Source organism: Adhaeretor mobilis, from assembly GCF_007741515.1.
Lineage (GTDB): Bacteria > Planctomycetota > Planctomycetia > Pirellulales > Lacipirellulaceae > Adhaeretor > Adhaeretor mobilis.
Genome location: NZ_CP036263.1, coordinates 24,508 through 48,983, shown reverse-complemented (window position 1 = coordinate 48,983; position 24,476 = coordinate 24,508). Strand labels below are relative to the sequence as shown.

21 protein-coding genes are annotated in these 24,476 nt (G+C 57.0%); 11 read left to right on the top strand and 10 right to left on the bottom strand.

The genetic code is table 11. The features are described from left to right. The first annotated feature begins 12 nt into the window (after nucleotides 1-12). Nucleotides 13-1,437: a hypothetical protein gene (locus HG15A2_RS23685; RefSeq protein ID WP_218932208.1), complete on the top strand. Its 1,425-nt coding sequence runs from the start codon at nucleotides 13-15 to the stop codon at nucleotides 1,435-1,437. 68 nt (nucleotides 1,438-1,505) lie between these two features. Here HG15A2_RS23685 and HG15A2_RS00185 read toward each other — a convergent pair whose 3' ends face one another. Beyond that, nucleotides 1,506-2,069: a DUF6580 family putative transport protein gene (locus HG15A2_RS00185; protein ID WP_145056668.1), complete on the bottom strand. Its 564-nt coding sequence runs from the start codon at nucleotides 2,067-2,069 to the stop codon at nucleotides 1,506-1,508. Nucleotides 2,070-2,210: 141 nt separating this feature from the next. Beyond that, nucleotides 2,211-2,732, bottom strand: coding sequence for a DUF4430 domain-containing protein (locus HG15A2_RS00180; protein ID WP_145056666.1), 522 nt, complete (start codon nucleotides 2,730-2,732; stop codon nucleotides 2,211-2,213). Nucleotides 2,733-2,972: 240 nt separating this feature from the next. On the opposite strand from HG15A2_RS00180, the gene HG15A2_RS00175 reads away from it, so the two are divergent. The 4 genes from HG15A2_RS00175 (at nucleotide 2,973) to HG15A2_RS00160 (ending at nucleotide 9,780) form a co-directional block, all read left to right on the top strand. Next, entirely contained in the window at nucleotides 2,973-5,180 is a 2,208-nt protein-coding gene (locus HG15A2_RS00175) for a 3-hydroxyacyl-CoA dehydrogenase NAD-binding domain-containing protein (protein ID WP_145056664.1), read from the top strand. A 165-nt stretch (nucleotides 5,181-5,345) separates the two neighbouring features. After that, on the top strand, nucleotides 5,346-6,506 hold the full coding sequence (gene fadA / locus HG15A2_RS00170; RefSeq protein ID WP_145056662.1) for an acetyl-CoA C-acyltransferase FadA: 1,161 nt from the start codon (nucleotides 5,346-5,348) through the stop codon (nucleotides 6,504-6,506). A 699-nt stretch (nucleotides 6,507-7,205) separates the two neighbouring features. Beyond that, nucleotides 7,206-8,861 (top strand): OprO/OprP family phosphate-selective porin, encoded by a 1,656-nt coding sequence (locus tag HG15A2_RS00165; RefSeq protein WP_246117841.1) that lies wholly within the window; start codon nucleotides 7,206-7,208, stop codon nucleotides 8,859-8,861. A gap of 736 nt (nucleotides 8,862-9,597) precedes the next feature. Then, nucleotides 9,598-9,780: a hypothetical protein gene (locus HG15A2_RS00160; RefSeq protein WP_145056660.1), complete on the top strand. Its 183-nt coding sequence runs from the start codon at nucleotides 9,598-9,600 to the stop codon at nucleotides 9,778-9,780. 37 nt (nucleotides 9,781-9,817) lie between these two features. Here the strand turns inward: HG15A2_RS00160 and uvrA are convergent, their stop codons facing one another. Further along, nucleotides 9,818-12,706, bottom strand: coding sequence for an excinuclease ABC subunit UvrA (gene uvrA, locus HG15A2_RS00155; protein WP_145056658.1), 2,889 nt, complete (start codon nucleotides 12,704-12,706; stop codon nucleotides 9,818-9,820). 279 nt (nucleotides 12,707-12,985) lie between these two features. Between uvrA and ilvN the strand changes: the two genes are divergently transcribed. Together ilvN and ilvC are read left to right on the top strand one after the other, a co-directional pair. Further along, a complete protein-coding gene (gene ilvN, locus HG15A2_RS00150; protein ID WP_145056655.1) occupies nucleotides 12,986-13,486 on the top strand; it encodes an acetolactate synthase small subunit in 501 nt (166 codons plus the stop codon). Nucleotides 13,487-13,642: 156 nt separating this feature from the next. Next, nucleotides 13,643-14,656, top strand: coding sequence for a ketol-acid reductoisomerase (gene ilvC, locus HG15A2_RS00145; RefSeq protein ID WP_261342178.1), 1,014 nt, complete (start codon nucleotides 13,643-13,645; stop codon nucleotides 14,654-14,656). 177 nt (nucleotides 14,657-14,833) lie between these two features. On the opposite strand, the gene HG15A2_RS00140 is transcribed toward ilvC, so the two are convergent. Beyond that, on the bottom strand, nucleotides 14,834-15,121 hold the full coding sequence (locus HG15A2_RS00140; RefSeq protein WP_145056651.1) for a hypothetical protein: 288 nt from the start codon (nucleotides 15,119-15,121) through the stop codon (nucleotides 14,834-14,836). Between the two features lie 460 nt (nucleotides 15,122-15,581). Here HG15A2_RS00140 and HG15A2_RS00135 point away from each other — a divergent pair, with 460 nt between their 5' ends. Next, entirely contained in the window at nucleotides 15,582-16,424 is an 843-nt protein-coding gene (locus HG15A2_RS00135) for a hypothetical protein (RefSeq protein ID WP_145056649.1), read from the top strand. 25 nt (nucleotides 16,425-16,449) lie between these two features. On the opposite strand, the gene HG15A2_RS00130 is transcribed toward HG15A2_RS00135, so the two are convergent. The 3 genes from HG15A2_RS00130 to HG15A2_RS00120 form a co-directional block, all read right to left on the bottom strand. Next, on the bottom strand, nucleotides 16,450-17,217 hold the full coding sequence (locus tag HG15A2_RS00130) for a hypothetical protein (protein WP_145056647.1): 768 nt from the start codon (nucleotides 17,215-17,217) through the stop codon (nucleotides 16,450-16,452). Between the two features lie 352 nt (nucleotides 17,218-17,569). Beyond that, on the bottom strand, nucleotides 17,570-18,055 hold the full coding sequence (locus HG15A2_RS00125; protein ID WP_145056645.1) for a superoxide dismutase [Ni]: 486 nt from the start codon (nucleotides 18,053-18,055) through the stop codon (nucleotides 17,570-17,572). A gap of 386 nt (nucleotides 18,056-18,441) precedes the next feature. After that, complete coding sequence (locus HG15A2_RS00120; protein ID WP_145056643.1) at nucleotides 18,442-18,891, bottom strand: hypothetical protein; 450 nt, start codon at nucleotides 18,889-18,891, stop codon at nucleotides 18,442-18,444. Nucleotides 18,892-18,978: 87 nt separating this feature from the next. Between HG15A2_RS00120 and HG15A2_RS24985 the strand changes: the two genes are divergently transcribed. The 3 genes from HG15A2_RS24985 to HG15A2_RS00105 all read left to right on the top strand — a co-directional run bounded on the left by HG15A2_RS24985 (nucleotide 18,979) and on the right by HG15A2_RS00105 (nucleotide 21,434). After that, a complete protein-coding gene (locus HG15A2_RS24985) occupies nucleotides 18,979-19,683 on the top strand; it encodes a DUF1559 family PulG-like putative transporter (protein ID WP_145056641.1) in 705 nt (234 codons plus the stop codon). 28 nt (nucleotides 19,684-19,711) lie between these two features. Then, on the top strand, nucleotides 19,712-20,614 hold the full coding sequence (locus HG15A2_RS00110) for a hypothetical protein (protein ID WP_145056639.1): 903 nt from the start codon (nucleotides 19,712-19,714) through the stop codon (nucleotides 20,612-20,614). A 70-nt stretch (nucleotides 20,615-20,684) separates the two neighbouring features. Then, nucleotides 20,685-21,434, top strand: a complete 750-nt coding sequence (locus tag HG15A2_RS00105; RefSeq protein WP_145056637.1) for a PEP-CTERM sorting domain-containing protein — start codon at nucleotides 20,685-20,687, stop codon at nucleotides 21,432-21,434. 23 nt (nucleotides 21,435-21,457) lie between these two features. Here HG15A2_RS00105 and HG15A2_RS00100 read toward each other — a convergent pair whose 3' ends face one another. The 3 genes from HG15A2_RS00100 to HG15A2_RS00090 form a co-directional block, all read right to left on the bottom strand. Then, nucleotides 21,458-21,781 (bottom strand): hypothetical protein, encoded by a 324-nt coding sequence (locus HG15A2_RS00100; RefSeq protein ID WP_145056635.1) that lies wholly within the window; start codon nucleotides 21,779-21,781, stop codon nucleotides 21,458-21,460. 224 nt (nucleotides 21,782-22,005) lie between these two features. Then, a complete protein-coding gene (locus tag HG15A2_RS00095) occupies nucleotides 22,006-22,704 on the bottom strand; it encodes a hypothetical protein (RefSeq protein WP_145056633.1) in 699 nt (232 codons plus the stop codon). Between the two features lie 480 nt (nucleotides 22,705-23,184). After that, complete coding sequence (locus HG15A2_RS00090; protein ID WP_145056631.1) at nucleotides 23,185-24,273, bottom strand: lactonase family protein; 1,089 nt, start codon at nucleotides 24,271-24,273, stop codon at nucleotides 23,185-23,187. Nucleotides 24,274-24,476 lie beyond the last annotated feature (203 nt).

Here is a 24,476-nt window from a genome sequence, read left to right as displayed (position 1 = left end):
CCTACGAGGTTCATGCGACGCTCTTGGTCCGTTTCCATTACGACTACAGTAACGGCATGTCTCGCCGTGGTCATTTTCCTTGCAACCGCTCAAACGTCGCTCGCGCAGCGATATCTAGAGCAGCAGCCCAAGCTCAATGAGAAAGAGGCGAAGGCGCTGATTCGCGACCTCACTGCGATCTTTCGAGGTAACGGGATGACTGCGGCTAACAAGCAGGTACTCGACCAGTACTTCAAGGGCTGGTACTTCCCTTCGATGACTAGCCAAAGCCCTCAGGCGCTTGGTGAGCTAGCCGAGAAGCGCGAAAATTTCTTCAAACGCAATGTGAATCTCTGCACGAATAAGGAAGCAAGAGACTACCTGATTGATACTGCCGGAAGGGAAATGGGTAAGATTGCTTTGCAAAACTACCACCCGGCAACTCGTTACAACGCGGTACTTCTGATCGGCCTGCTTAATGAGGAACCGGGCGGATCGGGACGCAATGCCAAACCGCCAGTGCCTTGGAAGCAAGGGACCAGCGTGCTACTCAAACTGCTAGAGAAAGATTCCTTCGGGAGCGGCGAGAACAAAGTGATGGTGCCGATGTCTGCCAAAGTTGGCGCTCTGGTCGGTCTTCAACGTCACGCCCGCTTTGGCATCGACCAAGCTCAAGCGGAACAACTCAACCAAGCCGCCATGAAAATGGTGAACACAAAAGAAGGCCCCACGGGAACCGACCCCGATGTCCACGCTTGGGTCCGTTGTCTGGCGGCAAGAGTGTTGATCACCCAAGCAGCCGAGGGAGCGAACCAACCGGTTGTGGACGCGGTCACATTGCTCGTCGCGGATCCGGCCTTGCAGCTTGACGATCGCTGTTATGCCGCCTCGCTTATGAAGAGACTGGAATTTGAAGGCTCCGCAAGCCTCGACGTGAAGCCAACTGTCTTGGCATTGGCGAGCCTGACTGATAGTGTGATGCAAGACGAGGCAAAGAAAGCCAAGAAATATCAGCAAAAGATCTTCGGCGGAAATCGCGGCGCCGCATTCGGAGGCGGCCGTGGTGGGGGCTTCGGTGGCGGTGAATATGGAGGGGGCTACGGCGGAGGCGGTTTAGGAGGAGCCCGCGGGAAACAGGAACCCAAGTACGAAATCCGCCGGCTACTCGATCGCGTCTACGGATTGACTGATGCCATGAAGCAGGTCGCCAAAGCATCACCTGAAGCGCAGAATACGCTCGATCCGTTGCTCGATCCGCTCGACTCGCTCGCCAAGCAGGCAATCGACAAGGACGCGATCGTCATGGAGACCGCCACCAATGTGATTTCCCTTTCCAAGGAAATGTCTCGGCTCTCCGCAGCAATGCAACCTGCCGACCCTGCCGCGCAGCCGCCCGCTGAAGATGAAGGTTTTGAAGAGGCGGCTCCCGCAGAGGAGCCTGTCGCCGCGGCCGGTTGAGGCTTCTCTAGTTACTATGTTTAACGGCGGTGCTACCCGACGGCTTACACCTGTCGGCTCAGGTTTGGCTACGCTTGCGAGGGGCTGAACTGGCGTCGTTCGGCTAGCCACTCGACGGCGCTCAAACCGCCGAACAGGGTGCCTACGTAAGCCAAATCGCCGGCTAGCATTGTGCGGAAGAAAGGCAGCGCGGCCGCGTAACATTCGACGAGGCCAGCCCAACTGTGCGGGTAGTATCTCTGGAAGCCCCACACGGCAAAGTTCGTCACGGCAAAAAACGCCAGTGAAGATGCGACTCCACAGCCAAGTGCGATCGCCGTGCGACCTGTGTGATGCCCCCCTAGTGATCGACTCCGGAGCATGCGTCCCAAGACCCACGGCAAACTAATCGCTACGTAAACCGATGCCTGCACGGCAAGACTGTCGTGCCCGAGCAATGCTAAATCGCTGACCACCAACATGCCAATCGGCAACAGCACGGCGGGTAGCAACGAGCGGAAGTAGTAACCGCCCATCATCGCCACGGCAGCCAATGGCGTGAAATTCCAAGCCGGCTGGGCCCAACGACCAACGACGCCCAAAGTGAGCAAAAGCGTGAAGACGGAGAGTTCTCGTAAAGTGTCGCGATTCATGGCGTTGATACAGTCATTGAGATTTGTGAGTAAGAAAAATGGCCGCGGGCCAACGGCTCGCAGGTGTAGCGAAGAAAACGAATCCTATCGTTTTCACAGGTGCCCGCTAAGCCGCAAGCGACCGATTCGAATTTACGGATTCTACTCCCCCTGGCCGCGGGCGTAAATCCATTGGACTTCGTCTCCCGATTGGAGTGTGTATACCGCATAACTCACGTGGGCGTGCTCGCCATTGACGCGATAGAGCCAATTCTGCTTCTCGTCGCCGCCATTGGCGACTCCCTCCAAAGAGCTGAGAAAGGCCGTTTCGCCCTCGCCTTCTGCTTCAAATTGAATGCCGGGCCGGAAATCTTGCGCTGCCAGCATCAAATCTGCGACGGTCATTCCCTCCTTCCACGGCAGCTGATTGAATGTTCGTTGGGCGCCGTTGCCAAAGTCGATGCTCAACTTCACTGACTCGCCTGCTGCCTGCTGCTTTGGAGAAACCGCTGTGGGCGTCCAGGCGGCGAGTTGCTCGGGCGCGTCGGCCGGTGGGTGATTCGTCCTATCGGCCAACAAAGCCACAATCACTACCGCCCCGGCGAGCACCACGGGGTACATCCACCACGGGCCATTATTGCGCAGGGCGTGGTCTTCGGGTGGGCTATCGTGCTTGGCTGACATAGAATGTATTGTAGCGGGAACAGGTAAGTCGCTACTAGTGAATCCTGAATCACTCACAGATAGACCAGTCTGTTAACCCCCCACCCGCGAGGTAGCAGCCCGCCGGAAATCGCCAGCAAGACATCTGCAACTTACTGAAACCACTCACAGAGGCACCGGCGGGCTGCTGGCACTCGCTATTTTTCGTTATTTGACTTTGCTCTTAATCCAAATCGATCCCCTAACCCTTTTCCCATCAATATGTCCGACTCGTCCCTCCTTTCGCTTGCCATTCGGAATGAAGAGTTCGGCGACGTTGCCGTCCTTACGCTCAACGACCCCAACAAGGGGGCGAATGTCCTCTCGCAAAGTGTGCTGGTCGATTTCGAAAAGCATCTAGACGATCTAGAAGATCGCGACGGCATCGTCGGGCTCGTGATCCGCTCCACCAAGCCGGGTAACTTCATCGCGGGCGCAGACCTCAAGGAATTCGTCGCGGACATTGATCTGCCGGCCGAGGAAGTGGTGAAAGTCGCACAGCGCGGGCAGCAGCTTTTCGGCCGGCTCGCCAAGGTGCCATTCGTCACGATTGCTGCGATCGATGGCGTGTGTCTGGGTGGTGGGGCGGAACTAGCCATTTGGTGCGATCGGCGCATCATGATGGACAACGCTCAAACGAGCTTCGCGTTTCCCGAAGTCAAACTCGGTCTGTTCCCCGGCTGGGGTGGCACCGCACGCACGCCAAGAATCGTAGGCCTCGCCAATGCGGTGGAACTGGTCACCAGCGGCGAAGGCATCGACGCCAAAGCCGCACAAGCTATGGGTCTCGCCCAAGACGTCGTCCAAGTTAGCCCGCATCGTCCCGATGCCGAAAAGGATGAAACTTCCCATGAAGAGCCTCTCCTCGAAGCCGCGCTGCGCATGGTTTGCCACGAGGCCGAACACAAAGACTATCTCAAAGATCGCGACTGTTGGGCAGCGCCAATATCAAGTGAAGAGGGGGGCATCAGCGATACCGAACTCGGCTTCCTCGGTGCCACTGCCAGTGCATACATCCAGCAGCAGACCAAAGGAAATTACCCAGCACCTCTAGCGGCGTTGGAAGTCATGCTCGGCGCAGCTGGTGTGGATGTCGAACAGGCGTGCCAGATGGAGGCCGAGGGCTTCACGGAAGTGTTTGGCTCACCGGTAAATCGAGCGCTGCTGAATGTATTCTTCCTGCGCGATGCGAATAAGAAACAGGCAGGTACCGACGCAGAGCCCGCAAAGATCAACTCCGCAGCTGTGGTCGGCGCAGGCATCATGGGGCAGGGCATTGCCGCTGCCAGCGTGAAACGCGGGCTTCCCACGGCGCTGGGCGATATTTCTGCTGAAGCCGTCGGCCGCGGCGTACAGGGCGTGCTCACTGAGGTGAGTTACAACAAACAAATCAAAGGCCCCGATGTGGCCAAGGCGTTGGAGTATACACCGCTGATCAACGGCACCTTAAGCGATGGGGAAATCGCCAACGCAGACATCGTGATCGAGGCAATTTACGAAAACCAAGAAGCGAAACAAGAGCTGTATGCAAGGCTCGAACCACATCTGTCCGAGTCCACGCTACTTTGCACGAACACCTCGACGATCCCGGTGACCAGCTTGGCCGAGTCGCTCGAGCGGCCCGAAAACTTCTGCGGGCTCCACTTCTTCAACCCGGTTCGCCGGATGCCATTGGTCGAAGTCATCCGCGGTGAGAAAACCTCAGACCAAACAATCGCTACCGCGGTGGCCTATTCCAAAAAACTCGGCAAGTCGCCGGTAGTCGTAAGCGACGGACCTGGCTTCCTGGTAAATCGCGTGTTGCTGCCCTACATGAACGAGGCGCTGTTGTTACTCGAAGAAGGCGCGTCAATCAAAGCGGTCGATCGCGCCGCCAAGAGCTTTGGCATGCCCATGGGACCCATCGAACTTTACGACACAGTCGGCTTGGACGTAGCAATCCACGCTGGTGGCGTCATGCACGCGGCATTCCCCGACCGTATAGAACCCTCCAGCATTCTGCCAGCGATGGTTGAAGCAGGCCGCAAAGGCAAGAAAAACGGGCAGGGCTTTTTCGATTACCCGAAAAGCAAGAAGGGTCGTCCAGTACCTAGCGACGAAGCGAACGCGATCATCGCTAAGCATGTCACAGCGTCAAAAGAGTTCAAATCTAAGGAACTGACAGAGCGCCTAATGCTACCCATGCTGCTGGAAGCGACGCGTGTGCTCGAAGATGGCGTCGCCCACAGCGTAGCGGATGTTGATCTCGCACTGATCTTCGGTATCGGTTTCCCTCCATTCCGCGGTGGGCTGTTCTTTTGGGCAGACCATGTGGGAGCAGCGAAGATACTGGAGCAACTTGGTGAGTACCAAGAATTGGGTAAACGTTATGAGCCCACAGATTTTTTGAAGAAGACTGCTGAAGGTGATGGAAAGTTTTATCCCCACTAGTTTTGAACCACAGACAACCTCGTTCCCACGCTCCTGCGTCGATGCACTGTCTTGCAGCGTTGAATCAAGAACGAATGTTGATCCAGGGTGCAATGCCGCGGAGCGGCTGGATATCCCGTTACCACGCAGGAGCGTGGGAACGAGTCGAAGAATGAGAGGCTACCTATGAAAACTGCTGTCATCGTTGATTGTTGTCGAACTGCCATTGGGCGCGCACATCCAGAGCGCGGTGTGTTTCGCGATGTGCGCTCAGACGACTTAGCCGCTGCAGTGGTGCGAGCGTTGATCGAGCGTACGGGCATTGACCCCGCAGCAATTGAAGACCTCGTGCTGGGCAACACCCAGCAGACCAAGGAGCAGGGTTTTAATATTGGGCGGATTGTGGCGCTGGTGGCTGGGCTCCCCTCGAGCGTAGCCGGGGCGACGGTCAATCGCCTGTGCGGAAGCAGCCTGCAGGCGCTCAACCAGGCTTCGCACTCCATTGCTGCTGGTGGCGAAGATGTGCAAATCGTCGGTGGGCTGGAGCACATGCACCACTTGCCCATGGATCACGGCATCGACCTTAACCCGAAGCTATTTCACAACACTAGCAAGGCCGCCCTGCACATGGGCTACACGGCTGAGTTCTTAGCCCAATCGCAAGGCATCGCCCGAGAGGCGCAAGATGAGTTCGCGCTCGCGAGCCACCAAAAGGCAGCGGCGGCGACCGAGGCGGGCGAGTTTGATCCAGAGATCATCCCCGTGTGGGGCCGCGACGAGGCGGGCGAGCGCCAGCTGATTACCGCCGACCAATGCATCCGCCCGGATACTAGCCTGGAGCAATTAGCTGCATTGAAGCCGGCGTTCATGCCTGGCATTGGTACTGTAACCGCAGGAAATAGCTCGCCACTGAACGACGGCGCTGCTGCGATGCTGGTGATGAGTGAAGAGCGTGCGAAGGAACTGGGCCTGAACCCGATTGCCAAAATCCGCGCCACGGCCGTCGCCGGCGTCGACCCCGCGGTCATGGGTACTGGTCCCGTGCCAGCCACGCAGAAAGCGCTCAAGCGGGCCGGGCTTTCATTGGCGGATATCGGGCTGATCGAACTGAACGAAGCGTTCGCCGCGCAAGCCATCGCCTGCATGCAGATGCTGGAGCTTGATCCCAAGAAAGTGAACGTGCGCGGCGGCTCGCTGGCCATTGGTCACCCACTGGGTGCTAGCGGCGCGAGGATCGCCACCACACTCATCCACGCCATGCTCGCCCGCAGCGACGTGCAGTTTGGGCTGGCGACGATGTGCATTGGCATCGGGCAGGGCATCGCGACGGTGGTGGAGCGGGTGTAGGGAGTTGGTGGCCGTTTTCCTCAAGATGATTTGAAACCCATGGGTTCAGGATTCAAGTCGGTCGAACCGTTAATTTTGATAGCGATCCTAGGCCTACTATTCGGTTTAGCCTTGCCTCTCGCACGACAATTCGGCTTTAGTAATTGGGCTGCCTTCGCAGTCTCACTGGTGGGCTTCGTGATCTTAATGCTTGCCCTGAATTCCCTGAATTTGTTCGAGCGTTTCAAAGAGAGTAAGAGCAGGTTAGATGACGACCAAGAGCCAAGTTAACGGATGCGAGCACAGCATTCCTGTTACCTGCTTTCACGTTAGGCCTTCGGCTAAGTAGATCAGTGCCTCCTGGCCTGATCCGTGGGCGGTCGCCACCATCATCGCGGTATCCCGAGGCAATGCGGGGTGGGCATGCGAACTTCTCACGACTCAGCCAGGATGGCCAAGCTACAAAGTGCCCCCTTGCTGTTAAACTTTACGGGTCATGCCGCTTCTGCGTGCACTCAACCAGTTTTCTCCGCACAGCAGGGCAATCTTAACATTTCGCGCCAGGCACTTTTACCGAAGTAACCTGCATAGCCAGAAAAGCCGCACGGCGGGAAAGCTATACGCGCGCTGCCAAATGCTAGCAATCAATGCGACCCTGCGGTCGCAAAGTTCGCTTAAACGGCAAGCTCACCTTCTCCAAGGATGGAGCCACTCTTCGCTATGAAGCCTTCAGATTACTCAACGCAGGCGAGCCTGTGGCGGCAGCGTCGACGCATAATCGCTGCGGTTGTGCTGGGCATGATCGCCCAATTGTTACTTGTGGCCACACTCTCTGCGTCTGACTCAGCGGCCATCCAGCCACTGCCACCGTTGGACTCAGAGCCGCTTGCTCCCGTGGCGCACTACCACTTCTACCTGGAAGATGAACCTTCGCTGAAGCTAGCGGACACTAACGGCGAAGACACAAGCGATGCGGCTGAAGACGGCGTAGGTGGCAACGAGTTGTCGGACATCAAGAAGCGGCTCAAAAAGCTTGAGGACAACTACGACGAGTTGGAGGAGGATTATGGCAATCTAGAAGAAGATCACAGCGAACTGTCCGACAGCTACAACGAACTGAAGGGCAAGCTCAAAAATGTTGCCTTCAGCGGCCACGAACATGCCTCCATGAAAGTGGGCGGCCGTATCCACGCGGACATGTGGAGCTTCCCCGGCGATTCGGCGGGTGTGAACATGATCGAGAACGAAGACCCTACAATTAGCCCGCAAGATCGTGTCGGCTTCCGTCGGATGCGTTTTGGCGTGAAGGGCAAGCTCATGGCGAACATGCTCTACAAAATTGAAATGGAGTTCGCCGGTGGTAACAAGAGCGAATTTCGTGATGCGTACCTTGGTTGGAACGATGTCCCTTTCCTGCAAACCGTTCTACTCGGTAACCAGAAACGTCCCTACGGGTTAGATCACCTCAACAGCAGCCGATACAACGTTTTCATGGAACGCCCGTTTGTCATTGAGAGTTTCAACCAAGATGCCCGCCGCTGGGGTCTCGCATCCTACTGCGTTTCGCAAGACGAGGCCTGGAACTGGCGCTACGGTGTGTTCAACCAACGTCTGATTCAAGACGAAGGCAGCTACGTGAGCGATCACTACCAAATGGAAGGTGCTGGACGATTGGCAAACACTTGGTGGTATGACGAGACATCCGGCGGGCGCGGCTACGGTCACTGGGCTGTGAGCGGCACCCTCGCTGATCCCGATGGTAGCGGCATTGCCGGGCGGGCAGCTAATGAGGCACGCTTCCGCCATCGTCCAGAAGCTCGTTCGTCAAATCGGTGGATCGATACAGGGCAAATCACCGGGGCAGACGACTACCAAATGGTGGGCCTAGAGAATGTGTGGAACTTTGGCGCATTGCAACTCGTGGGCGAATACCAAAACATGTGGGTGCAACGCCGTGAAGCGAATGAGACACACCTGCACGGCGGATACGCCTACCTCTCGTACTTCCTCACGGGTGAGCACATGCCGTGGGACCGTAGCTCGGGCACGCTCGGTCGTGTCAAGCCGCTTGAGAACTTCTTCCTGGTTGACACCTGTGCCGATGGCATTCGCGGTGGTTGGGGTGCTTGGCAACTGGCTTACCGTTACAGCTACGCAGACTTCAACGACAACGACATTGCCGGCGGTATTGGCAATAGCCACACCCTGGGGCTGAACTGGTACTGGAGTCCCTACGCTCGCATGCAGTTTAATGCGATCTATGGCGAGATCGACGATCGCAATGTGCTGGAGGAGGCCGACGACCCGACAAGCTCGCTGGGAGTGTTTAGCGGCCACTACACGATTCTGGGGGCCCGCTTCATGGTGGACTTCTAGATAAGTCGAAGCATAGACCGCGATCGCGGCACAAGTGCCGCGGCGAAATGTTTGCTCCGACACGTTCCACGAAGGACGATTACAATGACAAAAACTCTAAGCACATTAGCTGCGGTAACCGTGCTGGTCGCTACTTGCGAGCCTACCCTCGCAGTCGAAAGACTGTCGCAGCCCACTACACTTAGCCAAGACTCCGCTGTCGAACAGGCCACGTGTACCTCGTGTGGTTGCGCAGCCGCAACTTGCGGTTGCGCTACCGAGCCGTGTCGCGTCGACCCTTGTAAGTGCCACAAGGCGAGGATGAAAGTCGCTAAGTGTGCAACTTGTGTTTGCGATCCTGACTGCTATCAATGCGAGTCGGAAATCAAAAAGGAAGAAGTCGAGAAGCACTGCTACAACGTATGTGCTGAGCCCGTGTGCATTCCGAAATTTCGCTGGCCTTGGGAGTGCTGCAAGAAAAGTTGCCAATCAAGCTGTTGCGACAGCTGCTGTGGTGGTTGTGACTGCACCGCTTGCTGCGATGGGAATTGCACGAACAAACACTGCGGCAAGATCCGTTGCGTAAACAATCTTGAGAAGGAAAAGTACACGTGCGATGTGTGCGTGACTGAGTGGAAAGCGGTACGCAAAAGCTGCGGCTGCTGCAACGGCGGCGGCTGTGATGGTTGTAGCGATGGCTGCTGTGCCCTAAATGGCAAAGCTAGCAATGTAGCAACCGCTTCAGCAGAGGAGCCTGTTGCCAAAGATCGTCATGGAAGTACCGACGAAGCAGGACAAGAAAGTCCTTTGGCACGCCTTACGAGGTGGCTCCGTCGGTAAACGATATCGTACGCGTCGGTTAGCCCACGCCGTCCCGGCGTCGCTGGGATTCTTGTTGGTGAAGCACTTGTACGAACGGCATCGGAGCGATGCGAGCTAGCGTCGCTGTTCTAGCTTCAATCGCGGTTAAGCTTGCGCTAGAGCCACTGCCCGGTGAAGCTCTCTTCACATTCTGCAACTTCCTCCGGGGTGCCGGCGGCGAGGACTTTCCCCCCCGCGCTGCCGCCCCCGGGGCCGAGGTCGGTTACCCAGTCTGCGTTGCGAATCACGTCTGTGTGGTGCTCAATCACCAAAACCGTGTGGCCTAAGTCAACCAACCCATGCAGCACTTTCAGCAGCCGCGCGATATCTGCCGCGTGCAGGCCGGTGGTGGGCTCGTCGAGAATGTAGAGCGTGTGTCCGCTTGAAGGGCGTCCCAGTTCTGAGGCTAGCTTAATGCGCTGGGCCTCGCCACCGGAAAGCGTTGTGCTTTGCTGACCAAGCGTCAGGTAGCCCAGGCCCACATCCACGAGGCTTGTGAGCATGCGATGCACGGTGTCGTGGTTCTCAAAGAAGCCGACCGCTTCGTCGATGCTCATAGCAAGCACATCGGCGATTGACTTCTCGCGGAAGCGTACGGCCAGCGTCTGGCGATTGAACTGCTTGCCGTAGCACAGCGGACAAGTCACGAAGAGGTCGGGCAGAAAGCGCATCTCGACGCGCTGCACGCCCTGACCCTGGCAATGCTCGCAGCGGCCCCCTTTGGTGTTGAAGCTAAACCGGCCCAGCTTGTAACCGAGTTGTTTGGAGTGTTTCGTGCCGGCAAACACGCGCCGGATGTCGTCGAAAATTCCCGTGAACGTCGCCGGATTGCTGCGGGGTGTGCGGCCGATGGGGGATTGATCGACGTGAATTAACCGCTGCAGCTTGCTCACGCCTTGCAATTTCTTGTAGGGACCCGGGCGTTGCGATGCGCCGTTGAGTTTGTTTGCTAATGCCTTTGCAACCGTGTCGATTACTAGCGAACTCTTCCCCGAACCGCTCACGCCAGTCACGCAGTGCAGGAGGCCCAATGGCATGTCGAAGCTCACATTCTGCAGGTTGTTGAGCGTGGCTCCCTCAAGATGCACCGTTCGAGTCTTCACTGCCTTGCGACGTTTCTCTGGCGGCTCGATCTGCAAGCGTCCAGAGAGATAGCCACCGGTGAGGGAGTGCTCGTCTGCAGCCACTTCTGCGGGAGTTCCCTGCGAGACGATCGTGCCGCCCCCTGAACCAGCACCCGGGCCGATGTCGATAAGCCAGTCGGCCGCTCTCATCAGCTCCTCATCGTGCTCGACCACCAACACCGTGTTTCCTTGTTGCTGCAACTCGCGCAGCGCTTCAATCAGCCGCGCGTTGTCCCTCGGATGCAGGCCGATTGACGGTTCGTCCAGCACGTACAACACGCCCACCAAGCCAGAGCCGATGCCCGTGGCTAAACGCACGCGCTGGCGTTCGCCACCGCTAAGCGTGTCGGCAGGGCGATCGAGCGTGAGATACTCCACGCCGACTTTGGCGAGGAATGTAAGCCGCTTAACGATCTCAGCAATCAGTGGTTCGCCAATCGGCTGTTGCGCGGGTGGGAACTCCAAGCCTTGGAAATAGTCGAGCGCTTGCTCGACGGTCAGGCGGGCGATCTCGTGAATGGCCAGTCCGGCAAGACGACACGAGCGCGCTTCTGGCTGCAATCGCGAACCCTCGCATGCGGGGCAGGGCGTTACGCCACGAAATTCGGCCAGTTTTGTGCGAACGCTGTCGCGCGTCGTTCCTGCATAGTCCATCTCTAAGTGAGCAAGTAATCCGGGGAATGCATTGTTGTCACCGTGCAGCAATTGCTCTCTCGCCTTGGCACTCCACGCGTCCAACGGCGTGTCTTGCAGCACCTTGTGTTTGTTGAGCAGCGGGCCGAGCAGCTTGGATTGCTTTTTGCGTGCCGCGGCGGTCGCCCCCCGCCAGGGAGCAATCGCCCCGTCAGCCAGTGAAAGCGAAATATCAGGCAGCACCAGCTCAGGATCGAAGGCTTCGCGCGCTGCTAAGCCCTCGCATTCTTCGCAGGCACCGTAAGGGCTGTTGAAGCTAAACGTACGCGGCTCGACTTCGGCGAGGCTCAGCTTGCAATCGGGGCAAGCGTACTGCGTACTAAACACACGCTCGCGCCAACCATTCTCAGCCGTAACTTCTTTGGTGCTCGACCCGTTCGCTTGCACTTTGTCTAACGGAGTGAGATAGGTGATCCGCAATGCCCCCTCCCCATGCTTAAGGGCCAGCCGCACGGATTCTGCCAAACGGTTTTCCAAGCCTTCGCGTACGATCACGCGATCGACCACCGCCTCGATATCGTGTCGTTTTTGAGCTTTCAGCTCAGGAGCGTCTTCCACTTCATACGTCACTCCGTCGATACGAACGCGCACAAAGCCTTCTTTACGAATGCGCTCCATGACGTCGGCATGCTTGCCCTTGCGTCCTCGCACCATCGGGGCGAGGATCATCACCTTGCTATCGAGCGGCAAGTCGGCAATCGCCTCTTGGATTTCGCTGGCTGATTGTTGTGTGATCGGCAGGCCACACTCAGGGCATTCCACTTCGGCCGTGCGGGCCATGAGTACGCGCAGGAAGTCGTGGATTTCCGTGACCGTGGCCACCGTGCTACGCGGATTTACGCTGCCCGCGTTCTGGTCAATGGCAATCGTGGGCTGAAGCCCCTCGATCACGTCGACATCGGGCCGCTGCATCTGGTTAAAAAACTGCCGGGCATAGACCGAGAGGCTCTCGATGTATTGCCGCTGGCCTTCGGCGAGTAGCGTATCGAACGCCAGCGAGCTCTTGCCGGAGCCGCTCAAGCCGGTGATTACGACCAGTTTCCGCTGCGGGATGTCGAGATCGATATTCTTGAGGTTGTGCGTGCGGGCCCCACGAATCCGAATCGCACCAGTAGGCGAGATAGGCTCAGCAGCGGTGGCAGGCAGCGATTCGTGAATCGCCTCTTGGGGAAGCTCAGTCGTAGACATCAATCGCTAGGCGAGGGACTTTGCGGAATGGGTAATCAGGTCAGCCTAGCACGAGCCGGCGGAAAGGGGAAGTTTGCCACTCGCAGCTTGGCGGGGGGCCGCTAGCTGACGATCTTGGCATCCCAGCTGAGCCTCAAGCGGCCAATCCGTGCCGCTTGTGGCCCTAATCCCCGCTAGTTATGATCTAAGGTTCGGTTTTTCGACCCTTTAGACTGTTAGGGCTGCAGCGAAACTCGGGGTGCGAACCCTCTGGGCGTTGCGTAGGTCCCTTGTTTCACTATGCGACATGTAATCTCAGCTCTCGTGCAGAACGTGCCGGGCGTGCTTTCCCACGTCACCGGCATGCTAGCCTCGCGCGGATATAACCTTGAATCTCTGGCCGTCGGCGAGACCGAGGACCAGCACCTCTCTCGCATGACGTTTGTTGTGGGAGGGGACGATAGCGTTCTCAACCAAGTTCGCAAGCAGCTGGAGAAAATCGTGACCGTTGTGCAGGTCGACGATATCAGCAGCAAGGACTACGTCGAACGCGACTTGATGCTCATCAAGGTCGCCGCCAAGGACCAGCAGCGGGCGGAGATTCACGAGCTTTGCGCTATCTTCCGCGGCAAAGTCGTGGACGTAGGGCCCGAGAACGTAGTCGTGGAAATCTCTGGCCCTGAGAAGAAGATCGAAGCCTTTATCGACCTCATGCGACCCTTAGGTATCACCGAAATGGTTCGCACCGGACGAATCGCCATGGTACGCGGGGTGAATCGCAACGGCGGTACGGAACAGTAAGTCAAACCACGTACGCCGTAACAAGCTTTAGCGCTGTGATGACACACGCTCCCTTTCACGGATACCTTGTCGCCGGGTCTTAAGACATGTGGGCAATACGCCTGTTACAGCCTACGACAACAATCATTCAGCATAAAACACACATTCAACCAAGGAATTCAAACGATGGCCGCTACGGTTTACTACGACAAAGACGCTGACATGAAAATCCTGGAAGGCAAGACCGTGGCCATTATTGGTTACGGCTCCCAGGGGCACGCCCACGCTCAAAACCTCAAGGAGAGCGGCGTCAACGTGATTGTCGGGCAGCGTCCCGGTGGCCCTAATTACGACTTGGCTGTTAGCCACGGTTTCGAGCCAATGAGCGCCGCCGAAGCCACCAAGAAGGGCGACATCATCAACATTCTGCTGCCTGATGAAGTACAGGCAGACGTCTATCGCAACGAGATTCGCGACAACCTGGCACCCGGCAACATCCTGATGTGCTCGCACGGTTTCAACGTGCATTTCGGCCAAATCGAGCCCCCTGAGGGTGTTGAGTTGCTGCTCGTTGCCCCGAAGGGTCCTGGCCACCTAGTGCGTAGCGAATTCGTGTCTGGCGGCGGTGTGCCCTGTTTGATCGCCCTGGAAGAGGGACATAGCCCAGAGACTAAGGCCGTAGGTCTCGCATATGCCTCAGGCGTTGGTGGTGGTCGTGCCGGCATCATTCAAACCACCTTTGCAGAAGAAACCGAGACCGACTTGTTCGGCGAGCAAGCCGTGCTATGCGGTGGAGCAGCCGAGTTGGTTAAAGCTGGATTTGAGACGCTCGTCGAAGCTGGCTACCAACCCGAGATGGCTTACTTCGAGTGCATGCACGAGCTGAAGCTGATCGTCGACCTGTTCTACCAGGGTGGTCTAAACTACATGCGTTACAGCGTGAGTAATACGGCCGAGTACGGCGACTACAGCAGCGGGCCACGCATTGTGACCGACGAAACCAAGGCCGAGATGAAGAAGATTCTTACCGAAATCCAAGACGGCACCTTCGCCCGCAATTGGATCCTTGAGAACAAGGCCGGGGCTCCGGCCTTCAAGGCCCGACGTCGCCTGGAGCGTCAGCATCCGGTTGAGAAAACCGGCATCGAATTGCGACGCATGATGTCGTGGATCGATGAGAAGGAAGTCTGAGCGGCGCTGCACTGTAGCTCAGCCTCACTTAGCTCCAATTGCTCCCTAGCCGCGACCCAACGAGTCGACGGGGGACACATGCGCGTGCTGTGACTACTCCGTGTGAAATCTATTCAGGGGTTTCTCCGGCTGTCCGCCGGACCGCAGCAATTATTGAACTCTTGCGGAGCGATGCGCTCAACCGTCTTGCTTCTGCGAGCCACAGGGGGCTGCGAGGAATAGACGTTGCGCGACGTTCCAGAGTAGTAGCAAGCACCCCGCGCCTAGAACGGCAGCAGGTAGGGAACCCGTGACTCCATTGGCACCGACCGAAGTTCCGCTGAGCCACAAGTTCATTACAAGCCCCAGCAGCGAGCCGAAGACGCCGACGGCGATGCTACTAGAGACCCCCCGCGCAGCGCGACAAATCTGGCCTGTAAGCCAGCCGATCGATCCGCCTACCGTCGCGGCTACAAGAATCGCCATATCGAGTGCCTCTGTTCCCTAATTCTGATTTTGTGCAAATGTCTGTCCGAACTAGAATAGAGGCAATCGCTGCGCCATTCCCCACCTTGCCGAGAGAACTTAGAACCCAAACTCAACAAGGCAAACAAGTTACGAATATTGAGATGAAACTTGATTGCAATTTGCCGCAGCCAATCGCGCCCACAAAACGATGACGGCTGTCCCGATAGTGATCATCCTGACTAGGTTTGTCCTACGTCATTCGCTCAGATTGCGGCCCGTTTGTGGTGCCTTCTCGTGCCCGAGTGTACAATTTGGGATTGGAATCAAACGCAGGCTTTCCTGCCGGTAGCGATATTTCCGAGCAACCAACAGGCAATCTTAACTTTCGGGCAGGTGGTTCATGCGGCGTTCGCGGCTTCTCGGCTCACGGCATCCGGTTCCAGTCTTGGTACTCGGCTGGCTCGTAGCATTAACTCTGGTGAACGGCTGGCATGCCTGCAGCGGTGCCGTTAGTTTTTCTGTCATCACAGGCCAAATGGAAGCTCACGCAGGGGCTGAATTCGACTCCGCTTTGGTCGACGACTACCTAAGTGATTCCGTGGGCGCGAATAACTTTGTCGGCGGGGCCACCGATCGAGCGGCTGCAAGTGTCATCCCCTCTTTATCGGGCAACTTGTTTGAGTTTTCCGCCTCCTCGATTTCACTCACCACGAAACTGAGCGACCCACCCAATACTCCGCGAGCGTCTTCCTCCGCCACGTTCGACCAAGCTTTTACGACCAACGCCATCCATCGGCTCACACTGATTGCCGATGTGGACCAAGCGGTCAACGGCACAGCAGGCTTGGAAGTCGCCAATGTACATGCCGGCTCAACAACACTGGTCACCTTCGGCCCCACCCCTGGTGACGTAGAGTCTTACCGTTCATTCATTATCGGCCCAGGGTCCTACGTACTCCGCGGCTTTGCGACGAGCGCCGCGTTCTCGCCAGGGAACTCCTCCGGCGCATTCAGCGGAACGCTCGCCGTATCTCCTCTTGCCGACGTTAACGGCGATGCAATTGTCGATGGTGAAGACTTAGACATTTGGCAGGAGACGTATGGCGGCTTTCCGACAGGATCCGCACCGATAGGAGATTTCAATTCGGACTTCTCCATTAACGGAGCCGATTTTCTCTTGTGGCAACGGGAGCGGGACTCAACAATCGTGAGCAATCAGATCGCAACGATGGCAGTCCCTTCGCCAAGTTCAGCACTGCTTGCACTGTGGGGATTCGCCTTCCTGCTTGGTAATGGGCGACGCAGCCGCAAGAATTATTAGCCGCAACGATCAATGACAGCAGCAGTCATTGTCTTAGGTAGCGTTCCGCAGCGAATCGTGCCTCAGGATCGCCTTCTAAGTAAAGCGCCACTGGCGCCGTGAGTTGCGCGAAGGTTGCCTCGCTACTCATCCAGAGCCATTTCTCATTGCCGGTTGCCGAGGCGCTCACCTGAAGCACGTCGCCCCGCCAGTTGGGCGGGACTCGCAGAATTACCGTCAATTTGTGAACACCTTCCAGGGTAGTTTGCGGCGAGGGCTTCAAGCGAAAGAACACGCCATGCCGCTGGTTGGTCGTACCGCTGGCAATGAGCAGATCCTTAGGGGGGCGACGTCGCTCGATCTCCGTGACGACGTCGAGCTTGCCGGTAGCACCACTGACTGAGGGCGTCACTTGCGCGACAAGGTCGCCCAGCAGCACGGGTGCCTCGCCGCCCAGGGTTGCGCTCAGCGAATGATTGGTCTCGACCTTGTGAGTGCGATGGACTTCGCCGGTGAGCTGGCTCTCAAGGCGAGTCTTGGGGCAGAAATCGTGGACGATCATCTTCTGATCATTGTCGCGCAGTGCGATGCGCAGTGCCAAGACCTTTCGCATGTCACCAGAGAGCAATTGCACAGACACGGGCAGTGTAAACTCGATGAGTTTTTCGGGCTCGCCCAGCGCCGATTCACCCAATACGGGATCACCTGTGGGGTCCTCAGAGGCGACCACGCGACAGGCAACAGCGCGACCGAAGTCGAATTCCAAGCGGGGCTTAGCAGCAAGGGCCGGAGAAGCTTCTCCGAAAACGATCAAGCAACATACTAAGATGGGCTGGCTACAAGAGACTTTAGTCAGTGAGAGAGGAGTCATCCAAGGCGACGCTTTCAAGCTAGCACAGCCCGAAAGACCTCGTGGTCGCAGGCTGTCTTGTCGCTCGCCTTGCACTAGCAAGCCTATCTGGAAACAAACTCTGTTGGATTCGACCCTTTAGTACGGAGCGTGTCACAGGGAGGTTCGCAAAGTCGCAGAAAAAAGCCGCCCTCGCGGAATTGCGAGAACGGCTTCGGAGTTGCGTAGGGTCCGCTGTGCGGACCGAAGAATAGTACGAAGTTCCTATATTACACGCCTAAGCCCTTAACATGGTCCACACGGCGGACCCTACGGGTTATTTATGTGAATGATCGGCATGGTCACCATGAGCACCGTGTGCGTGGCCGCTGTAGGCGGTCTCGAACTTGGCGATCGCTTTCGAGAGTTCCTCGGCGGTCGCGGGGTCGGCCGCTTGCTTGCACTTCATGGCGGCCACCATTACGCCATGGGCGGCAGTGAGCTTCTCGACATACTTCGGATCATCAGCCTTAATGCGTTGAGTCATGAAGTACTGGGCAATGGTGTGCTGCGTGCGTGTGGCGTGGTCTTCCTTCGTGGTTACCCAGCGTGCTAGCTGGTTGTGCCCGGTGGCATCGTGCGTTCCGGCCATGTCGACGATGTTGGTAATCGCCTTGGCGATGGTGGTCTGATCCTCACGCATGTCAGTAAAGCGCCCGTCGTCGTCGTAAATACCGCAGGGCACCTCACAGTGGGCATAAACATAGGCCAGCGGTCCGGCGGCTAGGGCAATCATTGCAAAGGCAAGTAGGCGGCGTTTCATGGCAATACTCTCCAAAGAAGGTGGGGGATTCGGCGGATCGGTCAACCTATCAGCCTGAGAACATGGGGTCAAATGCACGTAGAATTCTTGTGCTGGCGATTGATCGCACAGCAGGGTCTGGCATTCAGCACGACTTCAGTTAGACTGAAGTCGTACAACCTCTCGCCCTTGACTCCCTCCGCAATCTTTCCCAGTTTAATGTTCTGGCGTTTTGCTAACGCGTTGCTTGTTGCTTGGTTCGCTGTGGTGGCGCTGGGGGTCCCGTTGCCTGCTGGAAACGTTTCCGGTGGGTCTGCTGAGAAGCAAGCGGCGGGAGAGCGATTTCCTTGCGAGAACTGTCCCTGCGGGTGCAATACCGCGGAGAAGTGTTGGAATAATTGCTGCTGTCACTCCCCTGCAGAGCGCCTAGCCTGGGCGAAACGTGAAGGGGTGACACCGCCTGCATACGTCGTGGCGGCTGCGGCGAAGCAAGCACCTGTGCGAACCTGCTGCAGCAAGTGCGGAAGTTGTAGCACGGCGGAAACTCCTCCGAACAGCAGCCCTGAAAAGACTCTGAAACAACCTAATGGCAAACCGTCGATCATCGTTCTGAAAGCGATGCAATGCCAAGGGCTTTCTTTTGCATCCCACGGGATTGCCCTCGCACCTCCTCCTGAACGTGTAAGCGTAGCTTGGAACATACCGGTCGAACCTTCAACGGTTGTCTTACCGGCTCTTGCGAGCGATCCAGTTTTCTCCCCACCGACACCGCCACCGCAAGTCTCGTAGCCGTGGCCATTTTCGTTGAGTCTTTGCTCCTGTTGTGCTGATGTTGCGCGGCAATGGACGAGCCTCACTTTCTGTAGCGTTCGTTTCGGGACCGTCAGCATTTCCCAGCTGGCGCTGCTAGCGAAACGATTCCCAGACAATTTTGGGAGAGTCAGATGTCTAGTCGTCGAGCGTTTACGCTCGTCGAGTTGCTGGTTGTCGTTGCCATTGTGGGTCTGTTGCTCGGTTTGCTGTTGCCTGCGGTGCAGGCGGCACGAGCCAGCGCCCGGCGTGCGCAATGTGCGAACAACCTTCACCAACTCGGCCTTGCTATGTTGATGTACGTCGATTCACACGACGGTCATTTCCCGCGAACCTCACATGCGGGCGAGGACAGCTCCTGGGTGTTCACAACAGCACCCTATTTGGAAAACGTCGATCGCATTCGCATATGTCCAGAAGATCCGCATCGCGACATTTGGCTAGAGCATCGCAGCACGAGCTATCTCATGAGCGAGTATCTCGCACTGCCGGGGCCCGATTCGGTCGAGCGTATCGACCAACTCACGGCAACCTCGAAAACGTTGCTTGCGTTTGAGGGTTCCGACCTGAGAAACACGACTGTTGTGGCTGATGCGGCTACCGAATTGTTGGATCACGCCCACCCAGGTTCGGTGTGGTTCAGTCCTCGGAACATTGAGAAAGGACGCACTTGGCAACGCCTGTCTGCAGAAATTCAGCCTGATCGACATGGTGGTGACGTGGCGCACTACTTGTATGTCGATGGGCACGTGGAAGTGATACCCGCAAGCTCGCTGCGAGAATGGTCCGAGCTTGGTTTCAACTTTGCTGCTCCCAATGTGGGAAGTTCGCAGTTCTGAATTCTAACTAGCCGTTGAAGAGGAAAAAATGAACCGAAATAGACCCTTACTGCTCGTCTGCTGGTTGGCAGTTGCTTCAACCAGCATTGCTCACGAGAGCCCTATTGATATCCGTGTTGATTCCCAAACTGGCCAACTGACCACATTCTCCAACAATGGCCTCGGCATGTTGCGTCTCCTCAATGGAGAACTCTATGCGGAAGCTCCCGGTTTTGGAGTGCAGTTTAGCGCAAATGGACTTGCCGCGGGTACTGAGTTGGAACTCGAAGCAATCGGCCGGCCCTTGTTTTGGGATGGCACGGATGTCACCAGCACGACTGCGGTACTCACATTGGAAAATCCCGAGTTCGACGGCTTCAACGTTCCCGTTGAAAGCGAAGTGATTGAGTACACACTCTCTGCCAATTCGCAGCGCCAAGTAGGGATGACCTGGGGCGTGTATCCGGGGGGAAATTTCTGGGATGCCCACGGCTACTACACCATGCCTATCGCTGGCGCGGTGCCAGGTATCTACGCGATGCCCGTTCGCTTACAGGCCGTTGGGTACCAGCGCTCGGAGTCGTTGCTCATACCGCTGGCATACGATCCGTTTGGCGAGTGGCAATTGAGCGAACAGATTGCTGCCGTTGACCTCTTAAGGCAGGAATTGGTGACGCTTGGCGTTGCCGATTTCAATAACGATCTGTCCGTCGATGGCGCGGACTTGCTCCAGTGGCAACAGCAGTATGGTTCCACTGGGCCAACCCTGACGGCCGATGGCAACGACGACGATCTGGTGGATGGATTCGATCTAATGTACTGGCAGCAGCAACATGGCACGGTCACCCAAACCACAGCAAATGTCATTTCAGCTGCTGTGCCTGAACCGGGCTGTTCTATTCTGTTTCTCCTAACCCTCGTCAGTGGCAGCAGAGTTCGTACCCGCCGATGAGATACCCGACTGAGTTATTCCTAATTTTATTCACCTTCACCTTCACAAACTTAAACACGAGGAACTAACGATGCGCATCTTCCCAATCGCACTGCTCCCATCAATCCTGCTCTCCGCTGCTGTCTTGTCCGCCGGCACTAATCGCGCTGCCGCAGTGACAACCACTCTTCAAGCGGCATTGGACTGGACGACCGTGAAAGTCGGCGATGTCGAAGCCCCTTTCTCACCCGCGACGGCGACTGCTGAGTTCGTTCTCAACGTGCCAGGGCCCACGGAGTTCTTCCCGACGACGGCCAGTTACCGGATCACTTTGTCGGGGCTGGATCTCGACGGCAATCAAACCCAAGACTCTAACGATAACGTCACAGCAATCCATCTCCACGATCTCTCTGCGGGAATCGCAGCCAACGGCGGAAGCAAGGACGGAATTGCTACAGGCGGAACGCAACACGCGCTAAACATCTATGGATTTCCTGGCAACAACGATCCGGTCAACAACCCTGAGGGAGGCGACGACGATAATAACATCGAAGTATTTGCTGTCGACAACCTCGTCACTGGAGTCTGGGACGATTCCGATGCGGTTGATCGCTCGGCGATGGCACCCGGCCTCGGCTCTACGTTTGCGATTACCGCACCAGGAGTGATCGAGAACTTACTGGCCGGCAACATGTACCTCATGATCCACACTTCTGGCAGTATGCTGCCAGGGGGCGTCGCGATCGGGGGTTATCTCACCGCGGTTCCCGAACCTAGCACCGCGTTGCTAGGGTTTTTAGGTCTGGGCGTTCTGGTAGCTCGGCGACCTTGTAGAAAATAGCGGCTAAGCCGCAAGCGGCGTGGCTAGTTAGCTTCTGGCGCGTAGGCTTCACCCTTGGAAAGCTTTAGCTCGCCTGCGTCGATGGCTGTTTGCAGCCAGGCGCGGCGGGCGATTTCCTCATTCGTGGCCCAGCGTGAACCCGCTGCGTAGAGTGGTGCGCTACAAGTCGGGCAGGGCAGGTCCGCTCCGCGCGAGACTGTGGGCTTGGCCGACAAGTCGGGCGTGCTCCAGGCGACATCACATTCGTCGCATACTATGGCAATCGCTTCGCACTGTCCGCAACTGCGCAACCCGAGGGTGCCCTCTTGGCAAATGGGGCAGGTTCCTACGTGAAACATTTCCGCCATAGTATACACCGCTTCGTTTTGAACCACAGAGAGCACAGAGGACACGGAGGATTTCGTGGAGAACTCGGCGTCTGCACAGATTGCTTGAAAGTCGTTTAGTAAATTTTGCAGATCACCCGTTTCGAAAGCTTACTAGGCAATTGATGTGTGTCCTCCTAAATCCTACTCTGTGGACCTCCGTGATCTCTGTGGTTAGTAAGTTTATTAATCGAACGACTAAGTTGTTAGTCGAACGGAAACGCCGTGATGAAACGATCGCCGTCGAGGATCATGCGAAGTTTGCGTGCCGCCGGATGAGGAGGCCGACGACGGGCGCCGCTCTTGCCGCCCACGTAACCAATACGACGGCCCATGCTCACTTCGTACTTAGTTCCATTGGCTTCGTGCGTGGTTTTCGTGCTTTGGCCGCTGAGCGCCTGCATATACGCCTGGTCGATTAGCTCCACCACAGCGGCCGGTTCATTCGCATCAAACACACCATGCGAGCCGTCTCGCCCCGGTTGATCGCTTGCGTGCGCCATCAAATGCTTCAGCCGATGTCCATGGGCACTGCCGCGCGTGTAACGTATGCCCGCAGGCGATGTGTAAACGCGATTGCTGTCGGAGACGAGTATGTGATCCAGCTCAGCCGGATCGACCGTCCCGCCCTTGGTGGTGGATGGTCGTTGGGTTTGCGAAGACGAGCTGCTCTGCGAATCGCTTTGGCTAGTGCCTTGCTCTCCGCGATCAGATTGTGTCGCCGTTTGCTCGGCAGCGATCACTGGCAGGTTCCAACCCATACGCTCGTTGAGCATCGGAGCCGCAACCAGGTAAGCCACCCCCAGTACGCCCAGCACGACTAACCAGCGTGTGCCTACGCGACCTTTGGTAAGCCGCAAGAACTCTCGGACAAGCCGTTCTAGTTGTTGGGAATCGCGGGACATAGGAGTGAAGGCTGTTAGCTAACGGCTATAAGCTTTCCGGCAGGGGCAGCTTGCTGCTTAACCCGTCGCTTCGATCGAAAGTGAGCTTTCCACGACTCGTACGTCGCGATGCAGCATAGTATCGTGATTCCGCTCAGGATCCACAAGCCAGTGTCGTTGGTACATTGGTCGACTATGTCGACGAGTAAGTCCTGCTTGCTTCCAGAAACGACCCAACTGGGGCGATCCGCGAGCTAGAGCATCTGCCTCTGGTGGCCAATGGGATACTCCTTTGAGAAACTCCGGACAGCCCTATTGCCATCGTATTGGATGACATGATCGTGAATGCGATGGTGCTGGTTGTCTTCGCAGGGCACGGACTTCGTGACCGTAGCGGTCGTTTCTTTGCCGTAGTAGAAGCAAACGACAGGTGGCAACAAGCATCGACTAGCCCGTGAGCTACGCCTCGCACAGGGTGCAACGGGTAAGGCGCAAGCGGCACTACTGAGGCATGAAACGTAGGCAAGTTGGCGCTGGCACATCGATTCGATGTTCAGTGAGCGTGAGTTCGCCACTTTCCTGGTCGATCTTCAGCACCGCGATATCGTTGGAATTCTTGCCCGCAGTAAGTAAGAAGTTCCCCGAGGGGTCGATCTCGAAGTTGCGGGGCCACTCGACGCCACAGGACACGACTTCAATTTGTTCTAGCTTGCCACTGGTCTGGTCGATTTCAAACGCTGCAATACTGTCGTCGCCACGATTGCTGGCGTACACAAATTTGCCGTTGGGATGAACGCGGATTTCAGCCGATTGCTTGTGCCCCTCGTAACCCGGTGGCATGGACGAGACGGTTTGCACTTCTTCCAATCGGCCCGCTTGCTCGTCCCAAGAAAACACCGTCACCGTACCACTCATTTCATTCATCAAATAGGCAATGGTGTTCTTCTTGGGACCACTGGTAAGCCAAGCGATATGCCGGGGGCCAGAGCCGGGAGCAACTTCAGCAAAAGGCGGATCGTGCGGCGTGAGCGCGCCGGTCTCTTGATTGACTGCGTACACGAATAACTTATCGAGTCCCAAGTCAGCCGCCAGAGCGAATCGGCCGTCTGGCGAGGGCGTAAAGGAATGCGCGTGCGGGCCCTCCTGGCGGTCGGGGTTGGCACCTTTCCCTGCATGTTGAATGAACGCACTCCGCTGCCCGAGGATGCCCGCCTCGCTGACTTTGAATGCTTCCACGCTGCCGCTGCCGTAACTCGCGACAAGCGCTAATTGATTGTCGGGCGTCAGACTCACATGGCAGGGACCTTGTCCCTGGGTCGGTAGATCGTTGAGCAAGTCCAGCTTGCGTGCATCCTCATCCCAGCGCAGCGCAACCACACGCCCCGCAGCGCCGGGACTGTCTGGCTCTCCACGACCCGCTGCAAAGACGTGCTTCCCGGTGGAGGAGATCGCCAAAAACCCTGGTGTAGGGATAACGGCCGCTTGCGCTGGCGCACTCAACTCGCCCGTAACGGTGTTGAACTCACACAGATAGATGCCCTGGGCATCGCCGGTGCCGTAGGTGCCAATGAGAAGGATAACGATTTCCATGACTTTGCCCAAACTGGTTACTAAAGAAACACGATTCTACGAGCGAAACAGTGCCGCGCTGCCAGAGCAGATAGTTTCGAACGACACAGCTTCCGAAGCTAGGAGGGATCGAGCAGGAACCAAGATTTCCTACTAAATTCGTCGCATAAGCTGCCCTAGGAGTCCGAAATACAGGCTTGCGAATTGACCAAAGACTTGGTCTG